Origin of the sequence: Dickeya fangzhongdai, from assembly GCF_002812485.1 — a bacterium.
In the GTDB taxonomy this organism is placed as follows: domain Bacteria; phylum Pseudomonadota; class Gammaproteobacteria; order Enterobacterales; family Enterobacteriaceae; genus Dickeya; species Dickeya fangzhongdai.
In genome coordinates this window covers 4323893-4345843 of the sequence record NZ_CP025003.1, presented here as the reverse complement: position 1 = coordinate 4345843, position 21951 = coordinate 4323893, and the positions used below count along the sequence as shown (strand labels likewise).

At 56.8% G+C, this 21951-nt stretch carries 21 protein-coding genes; 12 read left to right on the top strand and 9 right to left on the bottom strand.

The annotated features are described in order from the left end of the window. The first annotated feature begins 129 nt into the window (after positions 1-129). Complete coding sequence (fbp, locus tag CVE23_RS19430; protein WP_038665429.1) at positions 130-1134, top strand: class 1 fructose-bisphosphatase; 1005 nt, start codon at positions 130-132, stop codon at positions 1132-1134. 103 nt (positions 1135-1237) lie between these two features. Here fbp and ruvX read toward each other — a convergent pair whose 3' ends face one another. The 8 genes from ruvX to CVE23_RS19390 all read right to left on the bottom strand — a co-directional run bounded on the left by ruvX (position 1238) and on the right by CVE23_RS19390 (position 7202). Further along, positions 1238-1669: a Holliday junction resolvase RuvX gene (gene ruvX, locus CVE23_RS19425; RefSeq protein ID WP_100850183.1), complete on the bottom strand. Its 432-nt coding sequence runs from the start codon at positions 1667-1669 to the stop codon at positions 1238-1240. Further along, the gene (locus CVE23_RS19420) at positions 1669-2232 is read right to left on the bottom strand and encodes a YqgE/AlgH family protein (RefSeq protein WP_038665434.1); all 564 of its coding nucleotides are present in this window, start codon (positions 2230-2232) and stop codon (positions 1669-1671) included. Before CVE23_RS19420 ends, ruvX begins: the two co-directional genes overlap by 1 nt. Before the next feature lie 103 nt (positions 2233-2335). Beyond that, the gene (gene gshB / locus CVE23_RS19415; protein ID WP_038665436.1) at positions 2336-3289 is read right to left on the bottom strand and encodes a glutathione synthase; all 954 of its coding nucleotides are present in this window, start codon (positions 3287-3289) and stop codon (positions 2336-2338) included. Positions 3290-3300: 11 nt separating this feature from the next. Beyond that, the gene (gene rsmE / locus CVE23_RS19410) at positions 3301-4035 is read right to left on the bottom strand and encodes a 16S rRNA (uracil(1498)-N(3))-methyltransferase (protein ID WP_038920300.1); all 735 of its coding nucleotides are present in this window, start codon (positions 4033-4035) and stop codon (positions 3301-3303) included. Positions 4036-4168: 133 nt separating this feature from the next. Continuing rightward, positions 4169-4867 (bottom strand): deoxyribonuclease I, encoded by a 699-nt coding sequence (endA, locus tag CVE23_RS19405; RefSeq protein ID WP_038920299.1) that lies wholly within the window; start codon positions 4865-4867, stop codon positions 4169-4171. 99 nt (positions 4868-4966) lie between these two features. Further along, positions 4967-5479, bottom strand: a complete 513-nt coding sequence (locus CVE23_RS19400; protein WP_038920298.1) for a SprT family zinc-dependent metalloprotease — start codon at positions 5477-5479, stop codon at positions 4967-4969. Positions 5480-5589: 110 nt separating this feature from the next. Next, positions 5590-6744: a methionine adenosyltransferase gene (metK, locus tag CVE23_RS19395; protein WP_038665452.1), complete on the bottom strand. Its 1155-nt coding sequence runs from the start codon at positions 6742-6744 to the stop codon at positions 5590-5592. A gap of 116 nt (positions 6745-6860) precedes the next feature. Next, complete coding sequence (locus CVE23_RS19390) at positions 6861-7202, bottom strand: hypothetical protein (RefSeq protein ID WP_100850182.1); 342 nt, start codon at positions 7200-7202, stop codon at positions 6861-6863. 176 nt (positions 7203-7378) lie between these two features. Between CVE23_RS19390 and CVE23_RS22915 the strand changes: the two genes are divergently transcribed. From CVE23_RS22915 to CVE23_RS19345, 10 genes are all read left to right on the top strand, one after another. Further along, complete coding sequence (locus tag CVE23_RS22915; protein ID WP_157987359.1) at positions 7379-7537, top strand: hypothetical protein; 159 nt, start codon at positions 7379-7381, stop codon at positions 7535-7537. Continuing rightward, a complete protein-coding gene (gene speA, locus CVE23_RS19385) occupies positions 7530-9506 on the top strand; it encodes a biosynthetic arginine decarboxylase (RefSeq protein ID WP_038665455.1) in 1977 nt (658 codons plus the stop codon). The genes CVE23_RS22915 and speA overlap by 8 nt, the downstream gene beginning before the upstream one ends. A 219-nt stretch (positions 9507-9725) precedes the next feature. Continuing rightward, complete coding sequence (tsgA, locus tag CVE23_RS19380; RefSeq protein ID WP_038920297.1) at positions 9726-10919, top strand: MFS transporter TsgA; 1194 nt, start codon at positions 9726-9728, stop codon at positions 10917-10919. Between the two features lie 443 nt (positions 10920-11362). Then, positions 11363-13357 carry a transketolase gene (tkt, locus tag CVE23_RS19375; protein WP_100850181.1) on the top strand — a complete coding sequence of 665 codons (1995 nt, stop codon included), beginning with the start codon at positions 11363-11365 and terminating at the stop codon, positions 13355-13357. 325 nt (positions 13358-13682) lie between these two features. After that, entirely contained in the window at positions 13683-14699 is a 1017-nt protein-coding gene (gene epd / locus CVE23_RS19370; RefSeq protein ID WP_038920294.1) for an erythrose-4-phosphate dehydrogenase, read from the top strand. Positions 14700-14766: 67 nt separating this feature from the next. Next, complete coding sequence (pgk, locus tag CVE23_RS19365) at positions 14767-15930, top strand: phosphoglycerate kinase (protein ID WP_038920293.1); 1164 nt, start codon at positions 14767-14769, stop codon at positions 15928-15930. A 185-nt stretch (positions 15931-16115) separates the two neighbouring features. Continuing rightward, complete coding sequence (gene fbaA / locus CVE23_RS19360) at positions 16116-17192, top strand: class II fructose-bisphosphate aldolase (RefSeq protein WP_024107364.1); 1077 nt, start codon at positions 16116-16118, stop codon at positions 17190-17192. Positions 17193-17283: 91 nt separating this feature from the next. Beyond that, positions 17284-18168, top strand: a complete 885-nt coding sequence (gene mscS / locus CVE23_RS19355; RefSeq protein WP_100850180.1) for a small-conductance mechanosensitive channel MscS — start codon at positions 17284-17286, stop codon at positions 18166-18168. A gap of 157 nt (positions 18169-18325) precedes the next feature. Beyond that, complete coding sequence (locus tag CVE23_RS19350; protein WP_167389581.1) at positions 18326-19126, top strand: IclR family transcriptional regulator; 801 nt, start codon at positions 18326-18328, stop codon at positions 19124-19126. Positions 19127-19248: 122 nt separating this feature from the next. After that, positions 19249-19977: an oxidative stress defense protein gene (locus CVE23_RS19345; RefSeq protein WP_100850178.1), complete on the top strand. Its 729-nt coding sequence runs from the start codon at positions 19249-19251 to the stop codon at positions 19975-19977. Positions 19978-20030: 53 nt separating this feature from the next. Here CVE23_RS19345 and CVE23_RS19340 read toward each other — a convergent pair whose 3' ends face one another. After that, entirely contained in the window at positions 20031-20924 is an 894-nt protein-coding gene (locus tag CVE23_RS19340) for a LysR family transcriptional regulator ArgP (RefSeq protein WP_038665480.1), read from the bottom strand. Between the two features lie 195 nt (positions 20925-21119). Here CVE23_RS19340 and rpiA point away from each other — a divergent pair, with 195 nt between their 5' ends. Then, on the top strand, positions 21120-21782 hold the full coding sequence (rpiA, locus tag CVE23_RS19335; protein WP_049854705.1) for a ribose-5-phosphate isomerase RpiA: 663 nt from the start codon (positions 21120-21122) through the stop codon (positions 21780-21782). Positions 21783-21951 lie beyond the last annotated feature (169 nt).

Genomic DNA, 21951 nt, shown 5'->3' with positions numbered 1-21951 from the left:
ACGCCTGGAATACGTCATAAGAAATGGATTTGCTAGGTACTCGCTTTCTCTTTGGGCTACACTGCAGACGCAAACGCTGGCGGTACAAAAATGAAACCGCTTTTCATTCGTAGATTCTGGAATAGTGTTATGAAAACGTTAGGCGAATTTATCGTCGAAAAACAGCACGATTTCTCTCACGCCACTGGTGAGCTGACTGCGCTGCTGTCGGCCATCAAACTGGGTGCGAAGATTATCCACCGCGACATCAACAAAGCTGGTCTGGTGGATATTCTGGGCACCAGCGGCGTTTCCAACGTTCAGGGCGAAGTGCAGATGAAGCTCGATCTGTACGCCAATGAAAAGCTGAAAGCGGCGCTGAAAGCACGTGGCGAGGTGGCTGGGATTGCTTCCGAAGAAGAAGACGAGATCGTTATCTTCGACGGTGAGCGCGCCGAAAACGCCAAATACGTGGTATTGATGGATCCGCTGGACGGTTCCTCCAATATCGACGTAAACGTCTCTGTCGGAACCATTTTCTCTATTTACCGCCGCATCACCCCGCTGGGTATGCCGGTGCGCGAAGAGGATTTCCTCCAGCCCGGCCACAAGCAGGTGGCTGCCGGTTATATCGTGTATGGCTCTTCCACCATGCTGGTGTACACCACCGGTCATGGCGTGCATGCCTTCACTTATGACCCGTCGCTGGGGGTATTCTGCCTGTCTCACGAACGTGTGTGTTTCCCGGAGAAAGGCAACATGTACTCCATCAATGAGGGGAACTACATTAAATTCCCGCAGGGTGTGAAGAAGTACATCAAATACTGCCAGGAGCAGGATGAGGCGACTCAGCGCCCGTATACCACCCGTTATATCGGTTCGCTGGTGGCGGATTTCCACCGTAACCTGTTGAAAGGCGGTATTTATCTCTATCCGAGCACGGCCAGCTATCCGGAAGGGAAACTGCGTTTGCTGTACGAATGCAACCCGATGGCGTTCCTGGCGGAACAGGCGGGCGGCAAAGCCAGCGATGGTAAAAACCGTATTCTGGACATCACACCGAAGAAACTGCATCAGCGTGCGCCGTTCTTCGTCGGCAACACGTCGATGGTGGAAGATCTGGAGGGGTTCCTGCGCGACTATCCGGACGCGTAAATTCACGCCAGCAGTTTAATTCAGGCCCGCCAATGCGGGCCTGAGTCGTTTTATGGCGTTGATAGCATCAGGAAAGGACGTGGTGTGAAACACTGAGCCTGATTTACTGCGGCCTGTCGAGTTGCAGCTCGAACCAGCTTTCCAGAATAATCACGGCGGAGGCGGCGTCTACACTGCCTTTGTCCAGCGCCCGGAACCCGCCGCGCTCGAACAGGTCTGCCCGCGCTTCTACGGTACTGAGCCGCTCGTCGTGCAGCTCAACCTTGACGCCGAAACGGCCATGCAGGCGCTGGGAAAACTTGCGCGCCCGGGCGGTCAGCGGTTGCTCGGTGCCGTCCATGTTCAGCGGCAGACCGACGATAACCAGCGCGGGCTGCCACTCGTTGAGCAGCTTTTCCACTTTTTGCCAGTCGGGTACGCCGTCCTGTGCTTTCAGCGACGTCAGCGGGCGAGCGGTGCCGGTGATCTCCTGACCGATGGCGACGCCGATGCTGCGGGTGCCGAAGTCGAAGGCCAGCAAAGTACGATTTCCCATCAGGCGTGCCCCGCTTCGGCGGCGATATTATGAATGTCCACGCCCAGTTTTTTAGCGGCGGCGCGCCAGCGCTCGGCAATCGGGGTGTGGAACAGCAGATGATGGTCCGCCTGCACCGTCAGCCAGGCATTTTCCAGCAGTTCGTTTTCCAACTGACCGCTTTCCCAGGCGGAATAACCCAGCGCCACCAGCGTATTGCGCGGTTGCTCCGGCGTGCCCAACGTTTCCAGCACATCTTTTGAGGTGGTGATCATGGTTTCGTCGGAAATGCTGATGCTGGACGCGAAGCCAGGAAGCGGCGTATGCAGGATAAAACCACGATCGTCCGCCAGCGGGCCGCCGGAAAAGACCGGTTTGTCGAGGCGAATCGCCGTATCCCGCGGGTTAGGCGTGATTTTCAGCTTTTTGAGGATATTTTCGACGGTGAACTGTTCCATTGGCTTGTTGATGATAAGGCCCATGGCGCCGTCCTCATTGTGCTCGCAGATGTAAATCACCGTCCGCCTGAACACGGGGTCCAGCAGAGAGGGCATCGCAATCAGAAAATGGTGCTGTAAATTCATCGTCTTATTATCGCTTCTCTGTCGGAGTGGATGTTTCCGGTTCGCCGCCGGGCAGCGAACCGGGCAGGGATACATCACCGACCGGGATACGGTCCGTGTATCGTTAACGCTGAGCCAGCCGGCGCTCAATGGCGTCCATCAGCATGCCGGTAATAGAGACATCCGGATAAGCCGCTTCGATTTCACGCACGCAGGTCGGGCTGGTGACGTTGATTTCAGTCAGGCGGTCGCCGATGATGTCCAGTCCGACGAAGATCAGTCCCTTCTGTTTCAGCACCGGCGCTACGGTACGGGCAATCTGCCAGTCGCTTTCGCTGAGCGGGCGGGCTTCGCCGCGGCCGCCGGCCGCCAGGTTGCCGCGGGTTTCACCGCTTTTCGGGATACGGGCCAGACAGTAGGGCACCGGCTCGCCGTCCACCACCAGCACGCGCTTGTCGCCGTCTTTGATGGCGGGCAGGTAATTCTGCGCCATGCAGTAACGACTGCCGTGTTCGGTCAGGGTTTCGATGATCACTGATACGTTGGCGTCTTCCGGTTTCAGGCGGAAAATCGACGCGCCGCCCATGCCGTCGAGCGGCTTGAGGATCACGTCGGTATGTTGCTGATGGAACGCACGCAGTCGGTCGGCGTTGCGGGTCACCAACGTGTCCGGCGTTAGTTGTGGGAACCAGGCGGTGAACAGTTTCTCGTTGCAGTCGCGCAGGCTCTGCGGTTTATTGACGATTAGCGTCCCTTTCTCTTCCGCACGCTCCAGAATATAGGTGGCGTAGATGAATTCGGTGTCGAACGGCGGGTCTTTACGCATCAGCACCACGTCCAGTTCATGCAGGGCGATGTCCTGCGTCGCGCCGAAGTCGTACCAGCCGTTGTAGTCGTACTGAACGCTCAGAATACGGGTCGTAGCGCGAGCTTCACCCGCATGTAGGTAGAGATCGCCCATTTCCATATAGTGCAGTTCCCAGCCGCGACGCTGCGCTTCCTGCAACATCGCAAAGCTGGTGTCTTTCTTGATATTGATGGACGAAATTGGGTCCATCACGATACCGAGTTTAATCATTGTTATCTCCTTTACCCCAGATCGCCGAATCGTACCTGCAGCGCGGTGATTGCGGTGAGCGCGGTGGTTTCTGTTCGCAGAACGCGAGGCCCCAGCAGAATATCAGTAAAACCCTGGGTTGCGGTCATGGCGATTTCGTCCGCCGACAACCCGCCTTCCGGGCCAATCAGCAGCCGGATGCGCGATACCGGCAACGGTAGCGTGTTGATACTGTTCGCCGCCCGCGGATGCAGATTCAGTTTTAACCCATTGTCCGGTTCCGCGCACCAGCTTTCCAGCGTCTGGACGGGGCGAATTTCCGGCACGCGGTTTCTGCCGCATTGTTCACAGGCGGCAATGGCGATTTTCTGCCACTGAGTGATTTTCTTCTCCAGCCGTTCGCCGTCCAGTTTGATGCCGCAGCGTTCGGAGAGCAGCGGGGTGATGACATTCACCCCCAGCTCAATGGATTTTTGGATGGTGAACTCCATTTTCTCGCCGCGCGACATCACCTGGCCCAGGTGCAGGTGCAACGGCGATTCCCGATCTTCGGTCTGCCCGGCGGCATAACGGACCCGCACGCTTTTTTTCCCTGCCTGCAAAATCTCGGCGTCAAATACCTGATTGCTGTCGTCGAACAGCTGCAGCGCCTGTCCGGCGTTCATGCGCAGCACTCGGCCCACATGGTTGGCGGCGTCTTCGCTCAGGTCCGTCTCTCCCCCCTGCGGGGCAAGCGTATCGGGATGAAAAATACGCGGTATTCGCATGAATAATCTGGCCTTACGTGGTTATCAGTCGGATGGGCGAATGGCCCGACGGACGTCAGCCACCGTGCGGCGACGGTGGCGACAGCGGCAGGCAATCATTATAAGAGACAAGCCGTTATAGTAGGGAGCGGCGTCAGGGCTGGCAAGCCTGTTGCACGTACGGGTTGTGGTTGCCCTGTACGGCGGCGATGCGTTTTTCGCGGGTGCACTCCCACGCGGTGACCGGATACTGCTTGTTCCAGGCGTCAAACAACTGGGTTTGCTGGCGGGACAGGTTCAGGTTGTAACGGTCGCGCATATAGAAGTAGGTGCGGGCGATCGCGCCGCGGGCGCGTTCGGGCGGCTCCGCCAACTGATTTTTAAAATCAATCTTCATCTCGCACTGGCCGTACTGGCGTTCGCCGCCATTCCACTGGCTGTACATAAAGTTGCCGCGATCGCCGTTCACTTCGCCAATCGCCGGCTGCAGGTTGTGTAAGTCGGTTTCTATCTGGCGGTAAACATCGTCTTTGGTGCAGTTTTTGCGGCCGCCGTCCTGCCAGCATTGGCGCTGATGACCAAACTGCCACGCCGGCACCACGTGTTCCCACTCGATGCGACTGGCGCGGTTGGCGTCTTTACGCACCTGATAACCGCAGGAAGCCAGGTCCGGCGTCCCTTTTTTGCCCTGCCAGTTGATCTTACAGCCGCAATAGAAGGTACCGGGCGCATCCTGATGGATTTTGGCGGCGGCGGCCTTGGCCTGCGTAAAATTGTTGATGTTCTGACCGGCGGCGGCCAGCGTCGTCAGGCCCGCGCCTAACACAGCGAAAATGACAAGATTGCGAAGCATATTCCAGAATCACCAGCAGGGTTGAAAGTGGGCAGCGTACCTGAAGAACACCATGCAGGCAAACGCAAAAAAGGCAGCATGAAACGCTGGATTTCTAGTTTAAACAGAGTTTGTTACGAGGGCGCGTAACCGCTCGCCGCAAGACCGGCAGCGGTATTCCGACTCGCCCCGAACGACCCGGTTATGGCGGCGCAGCGTCAGTTCATGTCGGCGGCAGGCGCACTGATAAGGGAAGGTTTTGCCCTGCACCGAGGCGAGCGCAAACTGGTGGGTCCGGCGGGCGGGCACGTTCAGTACGTTTTCCATCATCCAGCGCCATTCCCGGCCATGCGGCGCGGTTTTGCCGAAACGGGCGTATACCAGCAGATGCGCCAGCTCATGCGGGACGACTTCATCAATAAACGCCTGCTGGTTTTCCTGCAGCAATACCGGATTAAGGCGGATTTCCCACGTTTTTAGCCAGGCGCTGCCGGCGGTGGAGCCGCGTTGCTGATAATTGATGACGGGTTCGGGGTAATCACAGCCCAATACCGTGTTGGCCTGCTGAAGTTTTTCCCGCAAACAGCGCATCACCGCTTGCTGCAGGGCGATAGGGAGTCGTGGCGTGTTCATGCTGGCAGCTTACGGTCTGGGCGGGCCGGATGCAATAATGCCCGCGGCGGCTCTACAATAAAAAACGGCGAAGCAGAGGCTTCGCCGTTTGGCATGACAGTGCGGGTCGATTATTTCAGGCCGGCGGCGTCACGCAGTTTTTCTGCCACGTCGGTTTTTTCCCACGGGAATTCCGCACGGCCGAAGTGGCCGTAAGCCGCGGTTTGCTGGTAGATCGGGTGCAGCAGGTCCAGCATCTGGATCAGGCCGTACGGGCGCAGATCGAAGAACTGGCGGACCAAATCGACCAGACGGTCGCTGGACACTTTCTCGGTGCCGAAGGTTTCCACCATGATGGAGGTCGGCTCCGCTACGCCGATAGCGTAGGACACCTGAATTTCACAACGATCCGCCAGACCGGCGGCAACGATGTTTTTCGCCACATAACGGGCGGCGTAGGCAGCGGAACGGTCCACTTTGGACGGGTCCTTGCCGGAGAACGCGCCACCGCCGTGACGTGCTGCGCCGCCGTAGGTATCGACGATGATTTTACGACCGGTCAGGCCGCAGTCGCCCATCGGGCCGCCGATCACGAAACGGCCGGTCGGGTTGATGAAGTATTTGGTATTGGCGGAGAGCCATTCAGACGGCAGAACCGGCTTGATGATCTCTTCCATCACCGCTTCCTGCAGATCTTTCTGCGCGATGGATTCCGAATGCTGGGTAGACAGCACCACCGCATCGATACCGACGATCTTGCCGTTGTCGTATGCGAAGGTCACTTGGCTTTTGGCGTCCGGGCGCAGCCACGGCAGGGTGCCGTTTTTACGCACTTCGGACTGACGCTGTACCAGACGGTGCGCGTAAGTGATCGGCGCCGGCATCAGCACGTCGGTTTCGTTGGTCGCATAACCGAACATCAGGCCCTGGTCGCCCGCGCCTTGTTCCAGCGGGTCTTTACGGTCAACGCCCTGATTAATATCCGGAGATTGTTTGCCAATCGCGCTCAGTACGGCGCAGGAGTTGGCGTCAAAACCCATCTCGGAGTTGACATAACCAATTTCGCGGACGGTGCGGCGCGTGATTTCTTCGATATCAACCCAGGCGCTGGTGGTAATTTCGCCACCAACTAACACCATACCGGTTTTTACGTAAGTTTCGCAGGCAACCCGCGCTTTGGGGTCCTGCTCCAGAATCGCGTCAAGGACGGCGTCGGAAATCTGGTCAGCGATTTTATCAGGATGTCCTTCGGAGACCGACTCGGACGTAAAAAGGTGTTTAGCCATGAGTTTCTTTACCTTATAAGCTAAAGCCGTTAAGCAATATATCAGTTAATCAGTATAGATGGATTAACATCTGGACGGCTATTCTAGGTCACACTGTAGCCCCATGCCAGCAGTTTTTATGCCGCACGGGCCGGTTGAAGATGTTCATCGGCATCTTTTGCAGAAATGATAGGGTTTTTTACCATTTTCATTTTGCTTTTCCGGGGCTGGATAGGTATAAACGGCGGGCGGTTTTGTTGTCCGTAATTCGGGCGATTCCGGCGCGCTGCGCGACGCTTATCCAGGGTGATGCGCGAGCGTTGGCGACGGGGTTCGGCCCGATACTGTTTGACCATTTTCCTGATGGTTTTTCGTGATAGCCTGACCGCATCATCTGCGGCGAGCGTGGAGGTGATAGGATTAATGATCCGTTGTTTATTGAGTGAGTTGCGCCCGCTGCGCTTTTCTTCTGACGCCATCGCGTCACTGACTCAATCCTTTCCGACATTTGCCCGAAGTTGCCTGTCCCGCAGCGCAACGCAGGACTCCCGAGCTGGCTAACCTGCTTTTTTCTCCGCGCCAGTGAATGCGTTTGCATTCTTCCTGGTGATGTTTTCCCTGGTTTTCACCGACCCGAACCTCGGAGTCTGACATCGTGTTTTACACTAATAAGAGTCATAAAACGGCGGCATACTACTGCCCGTCGGGTTTTTCACTGCCGACGTTGCGCGCTTTTGCCGTGCCGCCGGTGTTTGTTGCGGGAAAAAATGTGATTATTCATCAAGAAGTGGAAGAAGGGGATCGCCATGTCTGACGATATGATTCAACCGTACTCGTCAGCGGCGGGTAAACACGATCATCTGCGCTCCATGCAGGAGGTAGCCATGAATGACCGCGACGCCAGCGAGATGCTGAGAACCTATAATATTGCCTGGTGGGGCAACAACTATTACGACGTCAACGAGCTGGGGCACATCAGCGTGTGCCCGGATCCGGATGTGCCGGAAGCGCGCGTTGACCTGGCCAAGCTGGTGAAAACCCGTCAACAGGGCAACCAGCGTCTGCCAGCGCTATTCTGCTTCCCGCAGATTTTGCAGCACCGTCTGCGCTCCATCAACGCGGCGTTTAAACGCGCGCGTGAGTCCTTCGGCTATGAAGGCGGCTATTTCCTGGTATATCCCATCAAAGTTAACCAGCATCGCCGCGTGATTGAATCGTTGATCAATTCAGGCGAGCCGCTGGGACTGGAGGCGGGTTCCAAAGCCGAACTGATGGCGGTGCTGGGCCACGCCGGTATGACCCGCTCCGTAATCGTCTGCAACGGCTATAAAGATCGCGAGTACATCCGTTTGGCGCTGATCGGCGAAAAGCTGGGCCACAAGGTGTATCTGGTCATCGAAAAGATGTCGGAAATCAACATGGTGCTGGAAGAAGCCGAGCGGCTGAACGTGGTGCCGCGTTTGGGCGTGCGCGCTCGTCTGGCATCGCAGGGCTCCGGCAAATGGCAGTCGAGCGGCGGCGAGAAATCCAAGTTCGGCCTGGCGGCGACGCAGGTACTGCAACTGGTAGAACTGCTGCGCAAGGCCAATCGCCTCGACAGCCTGCAACTGCTGCACTTCCATCTCGGCTCACAGTTGGCGAACATCCGCGATATCGCGACTGGCGTGCGTGAATCGGCGCGTTTCTACGTCGAACTGCACAAGCTGGGCGTCAACATCCAATGCTTTGACGTGGGCGGCGGTCTGGGCGTCGATTATGAAGGAACCCGCTCGCAGTCCGACTGTTCGGTCAACTACGGCCTGAACGAATACGCCAACAACGTCATTTGGGGTATCGGCGACGCCTGTAACGAATACGGTCTGCCGCACCCGACGGTGATCACCGAATCCGGACGCGCCGTCACCGCGCATCACACCGTACTGGTGTCCAACATCATCGGGGTGGAGCGCAACGAATTCAGCGAACCGGTAGCGCCGGATGAAGACGCGCCGCGCGCGCTGGAAAGCCTGTGGAATACCTGGCAGGAAATCAAGGAGCCGGGCAACCGTCGCTCTTTACGCGAGTGGCTGCACGACAGCCAGATGGACCTGCACGACATCCACACTCAATACACCCACGGCATGCTGGATTTGACCCAACGCGCGCAGGCGGAGCAGCTGTATCTCAATATCTGTCAGCAGATTCAGCAGCAGCTTGATCCGAGCAACCGCGCCCACCGGCCGATTATCGATGAACTGCAGGAACGTATGGCGGACAAGTTGTACGTCAACTTCTCGCTGTTCCAGTCGATGCCGGATGCCTGGGGGATCGATCAGTTGTTCCCGGTGCTGCCGCTGGAAGGGCTGGACAAGCCGCCGCAGCGTCGTGCGGTGCTGCTGGATATCACCTGTGATTCCGATGGCGCCATCGACCACTATGTCGACGGCGACGGCGTCGCCACCACCATGCCGATGCCGCCGTATGACCCGGAAAACCCGCCGCTGCTGGGCTTTTTCATGGTCGGCGCTTATCAGGAAATTCTCGGCAACATGCATAACCTGTTCGGCGACACCTCCACCGTGGACGTGTTCGTATTCCAGGACGGCACCGTCGAACTGGAAGAGTCGGACGAAGGCAACACCGTGGCCGATATGCTGGAATATGTGCAGTTGGATCCGGACGTGCTGATGTCCCGCTTCCGCGATCAGGTCAAGGAAACCGATCTGGCGCCGGAACTGCAAGCACAATTCCTTGAAGAATTTGAAACCGGCTTGTACGGTTATACGTATCTGGAAGACGAATAATATTTCGTACGGAAAGGTTGAGTACTGAAGAGGTGCTCAACCTTTTTCTTTTTCAGGGTGGCAGAATAGCCGGTTCTGATTGCTCTGCGGAATCGGGTTCCAGTTAGTATGTTGTTGCATACGGCTTATAAATACTTTGATGATAACGTTGTGGCGCAATACCGATACTGAATGTGGTATGGCATTGCGCTTTTCATATTTGATGACAGGAAAGGGTATATGTCTGATCTGAATCGTCAGCGGCTATTTTTTACCAGCTGCTTTTCCTATGCGTTGACCGGTGCGCTGGTTATCGTGACCGGTATGGTCATGGGTGATATCGCCCAGTACTTCAATGTTCCGATAGCCAATATGAGCAATACCTTTACGTTTCTGAACGCCGGTATTTTGCTGTCCATTTTCCTCAATGTGTGGCTGATGGATATTTTCCCGCTGAAAAAACAGTTGGTCTTCGGTTTTGTCCTGATCGTGCTGTCGATCATCGGGCTGTTCGTGGGTAAATCGCTGGCTGTCTTTTCCGTCTGTATGTTTACGCTGGGCGTGGTCAGCGGCATTACCATGTCGATCGGCACCTTCCTGATTACGCAACTGTATTCCGGCCGCCAGCGTGGCGCCCGTCTGCTGTTCACCGATTCGTTTTTCAGTATGGCCGGCATGATTTTCCCGATTGTGGCCGCGGCATTATTGTCCCGCCATTTCGGCTGGTACTGGATTTACGCCTGTATCGGGCTGCTGTACGTGGCGATTCTGGTGCTGACGCTGTTGTCTGACTTCCCCGCCATCGGCACGGATAAAACCAGCGCTCAGAAAACGGCTGTCGAGACGGAAAAATGGGGCATGGGCGTAGTATTTCTGTCGATCGCCGCGCTGTGCTACATCCTGGGACAACTGGCGTTTATCCAGTGGGTGCCGGAATATGTGACCAAATCCTTTGGCATGAGCATCGGCGATGCCGGCGAACTGGTCAGCAGTTTCTGGACGTCGTACATGATCGGCATGTGGGTGTTTAGCTTTGTGCTCAAATTCTTTGATTTGCAGCGCGTCGTTACCGTACTGGCTATTCTGGCCGCCGGGGCGATGTACCTGTTCGTGAGCAGCGATCAGCCCCAACTGCTGAAATACTTCATCTTCGGCCTGGGCTTTATTTCCAGCGCTATCTACACCACGCTGATTACGCTGGGTTCCCAGCAGACTAAAGTACCGTCGCCGAAACTGGTGAACTTCATTCTGACCTGCGGAACGGTCGGGACCATGCTGACCTTTATCGTCACCGGGCCGATCGTGCAGCACTTTGGCGTGCATGCCGCACTGGTGACCGCCAACGGACTGTATTTTGTGGTGTTCGTGATGTGCTTCCTGCTGGGGCTGGTGACCCGTCACCGTCTGCACGGGCATGAGGCCGCCGCGCATTAATCGGGGATAAACTCCGGCCAGTAACACCAAAAGGCATCCCTGGGGATGCCTTTTTTTATCAATCTTTCTGATGGATGCCGCGTGATTGTTTAGCGGACGCGCTCGCCCCGAGCCAGACGAACCGCCGCCCCGGTGAGTGCTGCGATTATATCCGTGCAAAATTATACCGCCCAAATGTAATGAAAAATCGCGGGCGTAAACAGGCAAAGCTGCTACATCGTGTGAGCTGGAACGAATAAAACCGCCCTGATAAAGCGAAAAGCCTGCTATCCGGCCTGCATGTCAGCAGATCCGTGCGTTTTTTCCGCTTGCTGTTCCATGTGCAATCGGCCGGGTTTTCATGTACATTTGTGGATATCTTTTCTTTGCCTTTTTGAGCTAACACATTGATTAATATGTTTTATGTTCGACAGGCAACTGTTCAATCCGATCTGGAGTAAAGCATGTCCTCTCGTAAAGAACTTGCCAATGCTATCCGTGCGTTGAGTATGGATGGCGTGCAGAAGGCCAAATCTGGTCATCCGGGCGCACCGATGGGTATGGCGGATATCGCCGAAGTCCTGTGGCGTGACCATTTGAACCACAATCCGGCCAACCCGCACTGGGCCAACCGTGACCGCTTCGTGCTGTCCAACGGCCACGCATCCATGCTGATCTACAGCCTGCTGCACCTGACCGGTTACGATCTGCCGATTGAAGAACTGAAAAACTTCCGCCAGTTGCACTCCAGAACGCCGGGTCACCCGGAAGTGGGTTATACGCCGGGCGTGGAAACCACCACCGGCCCGTTGGGCCAGGGGATCGCCAACGCAGTCGGTATGGCGATTGCCGAGCGCACGCTGGCGGCGCAGTTCAACCGTCCGGGTCATGACATCGTTGACCACCACACCTATGTGTTCCTGGGTGACGGTTGCATGATGGAAGGGATTTCCCATGAAGTCTGTTCGCTGGCCGGGACCCTGAAACTGGGCAAACTGGTCGCCTTCTACGACGACAACGGCATTTCCATCGACGGCCACATCGAGGGCTGGTTTACCGATGACACCGCCGCCCGTTTCGAATCCTACGGCTGGCATGTAGTGCGCGGTGTTGACGGCCACGACGCCGACGCTATCCAGCGCGCCATCAAAGCAGCGCAGAGCGTGACCGACAAACCGTCGTTGCTGCTGTGCAAGACCGTGATCGGTTTCGGTTCGCCGAACAAGGCCGGCACCCACGATTCCCACGGCGCGCCGCTGGGCGACGCCGAAGTGGCCGCCACCCGCGAACAGCTGGGCTGGAAATACGGTCCGTTTGAAATCCCGGCTGATATCTACGCCGCCTGGGATGCCCGCCAAGCCGGTCAGAGCAAAGAAGCGGCCTGGCAACAGGCGTTCAACGCTTACGCCAGCGCTTATCCGGAACTGGCTGCCGAATTCACCCGTCGCGTTAGCGGCGAACTGCCGGCTAGCTGGCAGGCGGAGTCGGCTAAGGTGATCGAACAACTGCAGGCCAATCCGGCCAAGATCGCCAGCCGTAAAGCCTCGCAAAACGCGCTGGAAGCCTATGGCAAGCTGTTGCCGGAATTCCTGGGCGGTTCCGCCGACCTGGCGCCGAGCAACCTGACCATTTGGTCCGGTTCCAAAGCCTTGAATGAAGACCCGGCAGGCAACTACATCCACTACGGCGTGCGCGAATTCGGCATGACCGCTATCGCCAACGGTATCTCGCTGCACGGCGGCTTCGTGCCGTACACCGCGACCTTCCTGATGTTCGTTGAATATGCCCGTAACGCGGTACGTATGGCGGCGCTGATGAAAGTGCGCAGCATCTATGTCTACACCCACGACTCTATCGGGCTGGGCGAAGACGGCCCGACCCACCAGCCGGTGGAACAGCTGGCCAGCCTGCGCGTGACGCCGAACATGAGCACCTGGCGCCCGGCGGATCAGGTAGAAACCGCGGTGGCCTGGAAATACGCCATTGAGCGCAAAGACGGCCCGACGGCGCTGATCCTGTCTCGTCAGAACCTGGCGCAGCAGGATCGTACCGCTCAGCAGTTGGCGGACGTCGCCAAAGGCGCCTATGTGCTGAAAGACAGCGGCGGCCAGCCGCAGCTGATTCTGATCGCGACCGGTTCTGAAGTGGAACTGGCGGTTGCCGCCTGGCAGAAACTGACCGACGAAGGCGTTAAGGCGCGCGTGGTGTCCATGCCGTCTACCGATGCGTTCGACAAACAGGATGCAGCCTACCGTGAAGCGGTACTGCCGTCTGCTGTGGCTGCCCGTGTGGCGATCGAAGCCAGCATCGCTGACTACTGGTACAAATATGTCGGTCTGAATGGCGCGATTGTCGGTATGGAAAGCTTTGGCGAATCCGCGCCGGCAGAAAAACTGTTCGACGTATTTGGCTTCACCACCGACAACGTGGTAGCGAAGGCGAAAGCGCTGCTGAAATAAGCACATCGCTTTGTTAGCCTCTCATGCAAGGCCGGGATCGTCTCCCGGCCTTTTTTGATCCCGTCAGCTTTTTGGTAGCAAACCGTGCGGTAATTTTTTGACGCAGATCACTCTTCTGGCATCCGCCCTGTCGCCATATTTCCTTTGACCGGCAATTCGTTTATGCTAGCTGAAGCGTTTCAGTTGTTGGTGTGACAGCATTTGGCCGTCGGGATCCCAATAGGATTCGGTTCGCAGCCCACCGCGCGCAACAAGCGGTTTATTCCTGACGACGTACTGATTATTCTATGATGCGCGATGCTTTTATCACTACACAGGGAATTTCATGACAATCCGTATTGCGATAAACGGTTTTGGTCGCATAGGTCGTAGCGTACTGCGCGCGTTGTATGAGTCCGGTCGGCGGGCCGAGATTGCGGTAGTGGCGATTAACGAACTGGCCAACGCCGAAGGGATTGCCCACCTGCTTAAATACGACAGCAGTCATGGCCGCTTTTCGTGGGATGTGCGTCAGGAATGCGATCGTTTGTCGGTAGGGGATGACACTATCCGCCTGTTGCATGAGCCGGACCTTCGTTCCCTGCCGTGGGGGGAGCTTGGCGTCGATATCGTGCTGGATTGCAGCGGGGTATATGGCAGTCGCGCCGATGGCGAAGCCCATCTGGCGGCGGGGGCGAAGAAAGTGTTGTTCTCCCACCCCGGCGCGCCGGATCTCGACGCCACCATCGTGTACGGCGTCAACCATCCGGATTTGCAGCCGGTTCACCGTCTGGTGTCCAACGCGTCCTGCACCACCAACTGTATTATTCCGATTATCAAGCTGCTGGACGATGCGTACGGCATCGAGAGCGGCACTGTCACCACGATCCATGCATCGATGAACGACCAGCCGGTGATTGACGCTTATCACCATGACCTGAGGCGCACCCGTGCGGCCAGCCAGTCGATCATCCCGGTGGACACCAAACTGGCGGTGGGCATTACCCGTTTCTTTCCGAAATTTGAAGACCGTTTTGAGGCGATTTCGGTGCGGGTGCCGACCATCAATGTGACGGCCATTGACCTGAGCGTCAGTGTGAAAAACGCGGTAAACGTAAGTGAAATCAATACGCTGTTTCGTCAATCAGCGCAGAATACATTTCGTGGTATAGTTGACTATACCGATTTGCCGTTGGTTTCCGTGGATTTCAACCATGACCCGCATAGCGCGATTGTGGATGGAACGCAAACCCGGGTCAGCGGAGGGCATCTGATCAAGACGCTGGTCTGGTGCGATAACGAATGGGGCTTTGCCAACCGGATGTTGGATACAACTCGGGCGATGGCGGCCTGCGGTTTCTGATAGGCGGCGCCGGGAGACCGACGCCTCACTCAAGCAACTTTAAAGAGAATCAACAAGAGGATTCACCATGGCTGTAATTAAGATGACCGACCTGGATCTGGCTGGCAAACGCGTGCTGATCCGTGCGGATCTGAACGTGCCGGTTAAAGATGGCAAAGTGACGTCTGACGCCCGTATCCGCGCTTCCCTGCCGACCATTGAAATCGCCCTGAAGCAGGGTGCCCGCGTGATGGTGACATCCCACCTGGGCCGTCCGACCGAAGGTGAGTACAACGAAGAATTCTCCCTGCTGCCGGTCGTGAACTACCTGAAAGATCGCCTGTCTTCACCGGTGCGTCTGGCGAAAGACTACCTGGACGGCGTTGACGTGGCGGAAGGCGAACTGGTGGTGCTGGAAAACGTCCGCTTCAACAAAGGCGAGAAGAAAGACGACGAAGTCCTGTCCAAAAAATACGCCGCGCTGTGCGACGTGTTCGTGATGGATGCGTTCGGTACCGCGCACCGCGCCCAGGCTTCTACCCACGGCGTGGGCAAATTCGCGCCGATCGCCTGTGCCGGTCCGCTGCTGTCCGACGAACTGGAAGCGCTGGGCAAAGCGCTGGGCAACCCGGCCCGTCCGATGGTCGCTATCGTGGGCGGTTCTAAAGTTTCCACTAAACTGACCGTGCTGGACTCGCTGTCCAAAATCGCTGACCAGCTGATCGTCGGCGGCGGTATCGCCAATACCTTCGTGGCCGCTCAGGGCCATAACGTCGGTAAATCGCTGTATGAAGCAGAACTGATTCCGGAAGCGAAGAAACTGCTGGAAACCTGTGATATTCCGGTACCAAGCGACGTTCGCGTTGCTACGGAATTCTCCGAAACTGCCACGGCGACATTGAAATCCGTTGCCGCCATTAAAGATGATGAACAGATTCTGGACCTGGGCGATGTGTCCGCAGAGCGTCTGGCTGAAATTCTGAAAAACGCCAAAACTATTCTGTGGAATGGCCCGGTCGGCGTATTCGAATTCCCGAACTTCCGTAAAGGTACGGAAATCATCGCCAATGCCATCGCCAACAGCGACGCGTTCTCCATCGCTGGCGGCGGCGATACGCTGGCGGCGATCGATCTGTTCGGCATTGCCGACAAGATCTCCTATATTTCTACCGGTGGCGGCGCTTTCCTGGAGTTCGTGGAAGGTAAAAAACTGCCGGCGGTGGTAATGCTGGAAGAGCGCGCTCGTCAGTAAGCGGTTTTAATCCGTTATCCGAAGCGGGAAACACGCCCGCTTCCGGTTGCCCGGTCAGCGGCCGGGCAACCAGCAAGTAAATCGTGCAGTAAAGCGTAATGATGCCGGCACAATCGCGGTTATGTCGGTAAGTAGCAACAGACAAATCTCTAACCCTCCACGGCCAACGAAACAGGACACGTGACATGTCTAAAATCTTTGATTTCGTAAAACCTGGTGTCATCACGGGTGATGACGTTCAGAAAGTATTCGCAATTGCCAAAGAAAACCACTTTGCATTGCCGGCGGTTAACTGTGTCGGTACCGACTCTATTAACGCCGTTCTGGAAGCCGCAGCCAAAGTGCGCGCGCCGGTAATCGTTCAGTTCTCCAACGGCGGCGCTGTATTTACCGCTGGTAAAGGTCTGAAAGCTGAAGGTCAGCAGGCGGCAATTCTGGGTGCGATTTCTGGCGCTCACCATGTACATCAGTTGGCTGAGCATTATGGCGTGCCGGTGATTCTGCACACTGACCATTGCGCGAAGAAACTGCTGCCGTGGCTGGACGGCCTGCTGGACGCCGGCGAGAAGCACTATGCCGCCACGGGTAAACCGCTGTTCTCTTCCCACATGATCGACCTGTCTGAAGAATCTCTGGAAGAAAACATCGAGATTTGCAGCAAGTATCTGGCGCGTATGGCCAAACTGGACATGACGCTGGAAATCGAACTGGGTTGCACCGGCGGCGAAGAAGACGGCGTGGACAACAGCCATCTGGACAACTCCGCGCTGTACACCCAGCCGGAAGACGTGGCTTACGCCTACGAAAAACTGAACGCCATCAGCCCGCGTTTCACCATCGCGGCGTCCTTCGGCAACGTACACGGCGTGTACAAGCCGGGTAACGTTCAGTTGACGCCGAAAATCCTGCGCAACTCTCAGGAATTCGTGTCCAAAAAATTCAACCTGCCGCACAACAGCCTGGATTTCGTATTCCACGGCGGTTCCGGTTCTTCTGCGGAAGAAATCGCCGAAGCGGTCAGCTACGGTGTGGTGAAGATGAACATCGACACCGACACCCAGTGGGCGACCTGGGAAGGCATCCTGAACTACTACAAGAAAAACGAAGGCTATCTGCAGGGCCAGCTGGGCAACCCGGAAGGCAGCGACAAGCCGAACAAGAAATACTATGACCCGCGTGTCTGGCTGCGTGCCGGTCAGGCGAGCATGGTAGCTCGTCTGGAAAAAGCGTTTAAAGAACTGAACGCGATCGACGTGCTGTAATTTTCTCAGTATGGTTTGACTAAGGCTCCTACGGGAGCCTTAATTTTATCTGCGCACAGATGACGCTAATAACGCTAACAGGAGCGAACAGATGGAAGAACTCAACGTAGCCGAAAGCATGGGTCGCCTGCAGTCATGGCTGGTAAACAACCAACATATCTTGCTGCAGTACGCGGTGAATATTGTCGCTTCGCTGGTGATCCTGTGCATCGGGATGCTTATCGCCCGCATTATGTCGAACACGATAAACCGGCTGATGGTGGCTCGCGGCATCGACGTCACGGTGGCGGATTTTCTGTCCGCGCTGGTGCGCTACGGTATCATCGCTTTCACGCTGATCGCGGCGTTAAGCCGGGTCGGGGTGCAGACCGCATCGGTCATTGCCGTACTGGGCGCCGCCGGCCTGGCGGTCGGTCTGGCGTTGCAAGGCTCGCTGTCGAACTTTGCCGCCGGGGTGCTGCTGGTGGTGTTCCGGCCGTTTCGTACCGGCGAATCGGTGGATCTGGGCGGAGTCGCCGGTACGGTGACGCAGGTGCAGATTTTTTCCACCACGTTGCTGACCGCCGACGGTAAAGTCATCGTGGTGCCGAACGGCAAGATTATCGCCGGCAATATCACCAACAGTTCCCGTGAGCCGGATCGCCGCACCGAAATTATTGTCGGCGTGGCGTATGACGCGGATATCGATGTGGTGAAAAAGGTACTGGGCGACATTGTGGCGGCGGATACGCGCATCCAGCAGGATAAGGGCGTCACCATTCGTTTAAATGAAATGGGTGCTTCCTCGCTCAATTTCGTCGTGCGGGTATGGACCACCAACGGCGATGCGGCGGCGGTGTACTGGGACCTGCTGGAAAGCTTCAAACGCGCGTTGGATGAACACCGTATCGGTATTCCCTACCCGCAGATGGACGTGCACCTGCATCAGACCGCTTCTTCGGCGAAGACGGGCTCCCAGGGCGCGCCTACGCTGTAACAACACGCCTCCGGTCGGCACCTGATGACGGTGCGGAGGCGGTTTCCTCTATTGCATCACATAAAATGCTGTTTCATGATGGTCCCCGTCCCGTCAGAGGTTGATGTCCTGACGGGCGTTATGATGAGGAAGATCAGACGTGATAAATGAACATAGCATTGATGAAGAGGGGAAGGCGGAAAAGCCGCTGGGTAGCCAAAGCCTGTTTCGCGGTTTGCAGTTGATCGAAATACTGAGCGATTACCCCAACGGGTGCCCGCTGGCGCGGATTGCCGAGTTGTCCGGCATGAACAAAAGCACCGTCCACCGTTTGTTGCAAGGGCTGGCCGGGTGCGGTTATGTCGCGCCGGCACGGCAGCCGGGCAGCTATCGTCTGACCACCAAGTTCATCGCTATCGGGCAGAAGGCGCTTTCGTCGCTGAATGTGTTGCACGTGGCGGCGCCGCACCTTGAAGAACTCAACCTGACGGTGGGCGAGACCGTCAATTTTTCAACCCGTGAAGACGACCACGCCATCCTGATTTACAAGCTGGAACCCACCACCGGCATGATGCGTACCCGTGCTTATATCGGCCAGCATATGTCTCTGCACAGTTCGGCGATGGGCAAGATTTTCATGGCCTATGGCGCAGATGACTACCCGGCCGAATACTGGCATACCCATCAGGACAGCATTCGTCCGCTGACCGACAATACCATCATCGAACTACCCGACATGGAGCGGGAACTGGCGGAGATTCGTCGCCAGGGGCTGGCAATGGATCGGGAAGAGAATGAACTGGGCGTCTCCTGTATTTCCGCGCCGGTGTTTGATATTCAGCACCGGGTGGTTTATGCCGTTTCCATTTCGCTGTCGATGGCGCGTTTGCAGCAGATCGGCATTGATGCGCTGGTCGCGCCGTTGCAGGAAACCGCCCGGAACATTTCTCACGAGCTGGGCTTTACGCCGTCGGCGTAAGCGTCTTCGTCCGGTTTTCATCCGGTTACGTCATTCTTAACCGGTATTCGGACATTCGCCTATATTGAATGGAGCCTGCCCGCGGTAGGCTTTGTCATTCACTCACATGCAAAGGGGATAACGTGAAGCTGAAAGTTCTGGCACTGACCACTCTGCTTGGTATTGGTCTGTCGTCGATGACGGTTCAGGCCGGCAATGAATTACCCAGCGGGCCGCACATCGTGACTTCCGGCACCGCCAGCGTCGATGCGACGCCGGATATCGCCCGGCTGGCGATAGAAGTCAGCGTTTCATCCAAGGATGTGTCCGACGCCAAAAAGCAGGTGGATGAGCGGGTCGCGCAATATTTTGCTTTTCTTGATAAAAGCGGTATCGATAAAAAAGATATTAACGCCGCCAACCTGCGCACGCAGCCGGAGTACGACTACCTGAAAAACGGCGGTTCGGTGCTGAAAGGCTACCGGGCGGTGCGCCAGGTGGAGGTGACATTACGTCAGCTGGACAAACTCAATGAACTGCTGGACGGCGCGCTCAAGTCCGGTCTTAACGAGATTCGGGCGGTGGATCTGGGCGTCGCCAATCCGGACGCCTACCGCGAGCAGGCGCGCAAAAAAGCGATAGAACAGGCAACGCAGCAGGCGCAGTCGCTGGCTAGCGGGTTTAACGCCACGCTGGGGCCTGTCTACAGCATCCGCTATCACGTCGCCAATTATCAGCCGGTGCCGGTCGCCCGCATGTTCAAAACTGCCGACATGGTGGCGCAAAGCGAAGTCTCTCAGACCTACGAACAACAGACCATTCACTTTGACGATCAGGTGGATGTGGTGTTTGAACTGCAACGCGCCCCCTGAGCCGGGCGCGGCGCAGCCCTAAAATAGACTGAATAGGGCTGCGGTTTTTAACGTCAGGACTGGCGCAGAACCTGACGCCCATGCGTGAGCAGGGCGTCGGTGACCTGCCGCATCATCCGGCTTTCCGGCGCAAAACGATGCCAGTACAGCATGCGGCGCTGGAACAGTCCCGGCGTCAGGTCGATCAGCTCGCCATTGGCCAGTTCTCTCTCGATTTGCAAATGGGGGATCATACAGCAGGTGGTGCCCTGACGAGCGAGCTGAACGAAGGCTTCGGACGAGTTAACGATGTGGCAGGGTACGCTGCCGGGCGGCAGATCGAAGTTCTGCTGCAAAAACGCCTGATGCATGTCATCCAGATGGTCGAACGCCACCACCGGCGCGCGCAGCAACGCGGAGCGGGTCACGCCGTTCGGGAAGTAACGGTTGGCGAATCCCGGCGACGCGACGAACAGGTAGTCCAGCGCGCCCAGTTTATCCACCAGACAGCTTGGCAACGGCTGAGGCTGAATACTCACCGCGCCCACCACTTCACCCCGGCGCAGGCGCTCCTGGGTGCGGGTTTCATCTTCCACCTGCAGATTCAGCCGGATCGGCGAATCCACCAGCACCGGTTGCAGCGCGGGCAGCAGCCAGGTCGCCAGGCTGTCGGCGTTGACCGCCAGCGACAGCAACAGCGGCGTTTCGCTGCTATTTTCGTTGCCCAGCCACTCTTCTTCCAGCAATTCAACCTGATGCAACAGCGCCAGCAGCTTCTGCCCTTGCTCGGTCGGACGCGGCGGAATCGTTCTCACCAGCAGCGGCTGGCCGAATAGGTTCTCCAGCTGTTTGATGCGCTGCGAGACGGCGGACTGTGTAATACAGAGTTTTTGTGCGGCGCGTTCAAAGCCTCGCTCACGGATCACGGCGTCCAGCGCCTGAAGGGTGCGATAGTCCGGGCGTTTCATGAAGGTGAAGATTCCTTTGCGTAAAAACCATTTCGGCAATATGCCACATTTTTGTGATGCGCCGCCGAAAAAAATCGCCTGACTCTGCGCGCGGAAGCTGAAATATTGCCGCGCTCAGGGTACAACCCTCTGCTTTTGAGCATGCCATGCCCTATAATACGCACACGTTTTCGTAGCTACAGGCACAAGCACACCATGACGCAGGATGAACTGAAAAAAGCCGTTGGCTGGGCCGCACTCGACTATGTTCGCCCCGGTACTATTGTTGGCGTGGGCACCGGCTCCACCGCCGCCCACTTTATTGATGCGCTGGGTTCGATCAAACATCAGATCGAAGGCGCAGTTTCCAGCTCGGACGCTTCCACCGCCAAGCTTAAAAGTTTGGGGATCCCGGTCTTTGACTGCAATGACGTCGATGTGCTCGATGTCTACGTGGATGGCGCGGATGAAATCAACCCGCACATGCAGATGATCAAGGGCGGCGGCGCGGCGTTGACCCGGGAAAAAATCGTGGCGGCGATCGCTCGTCAGTTTGTGTGTATTGTCGATGCGTCCAAACAGGTGGATGTGCTGGGACGTTTTCCGCTGCCGGTGGAAGTGATCCCGATGGCGCGCGCCTACGTGGCCCGCGAACTGGTCAAGCTGGGCGGGCAGCCGGTATACCGCGACGGCGTGATTACCGACAACGGCAACATCATTCTGGATGTGCATAACATGGATCTGTCCGATGCGGTGGCGATGGAAAACCGTATCAATGGGCTGGCCGGCGTGGTGACGGTAGGATTGTTCGCCAATCGCGGCGCGGATGTCGCGCTGGTAGGCTCATCCGACGGGGTGAAAACGGTTCGCCTGAAATAACTCGTTGTTGTTTCTTGCCCACATCCGGTGACGCTAACGGCGGCCGGATTTTTTTATCTAAAAAATCCGGCTATTCTTAACGGCTCATTTTTGGTACTTAATATCAGTTTTTCTTATTTCGCATCATCCCTGTGTGGTCCGGCTGGTGGTTGGCAGTATTTTTTGCCAT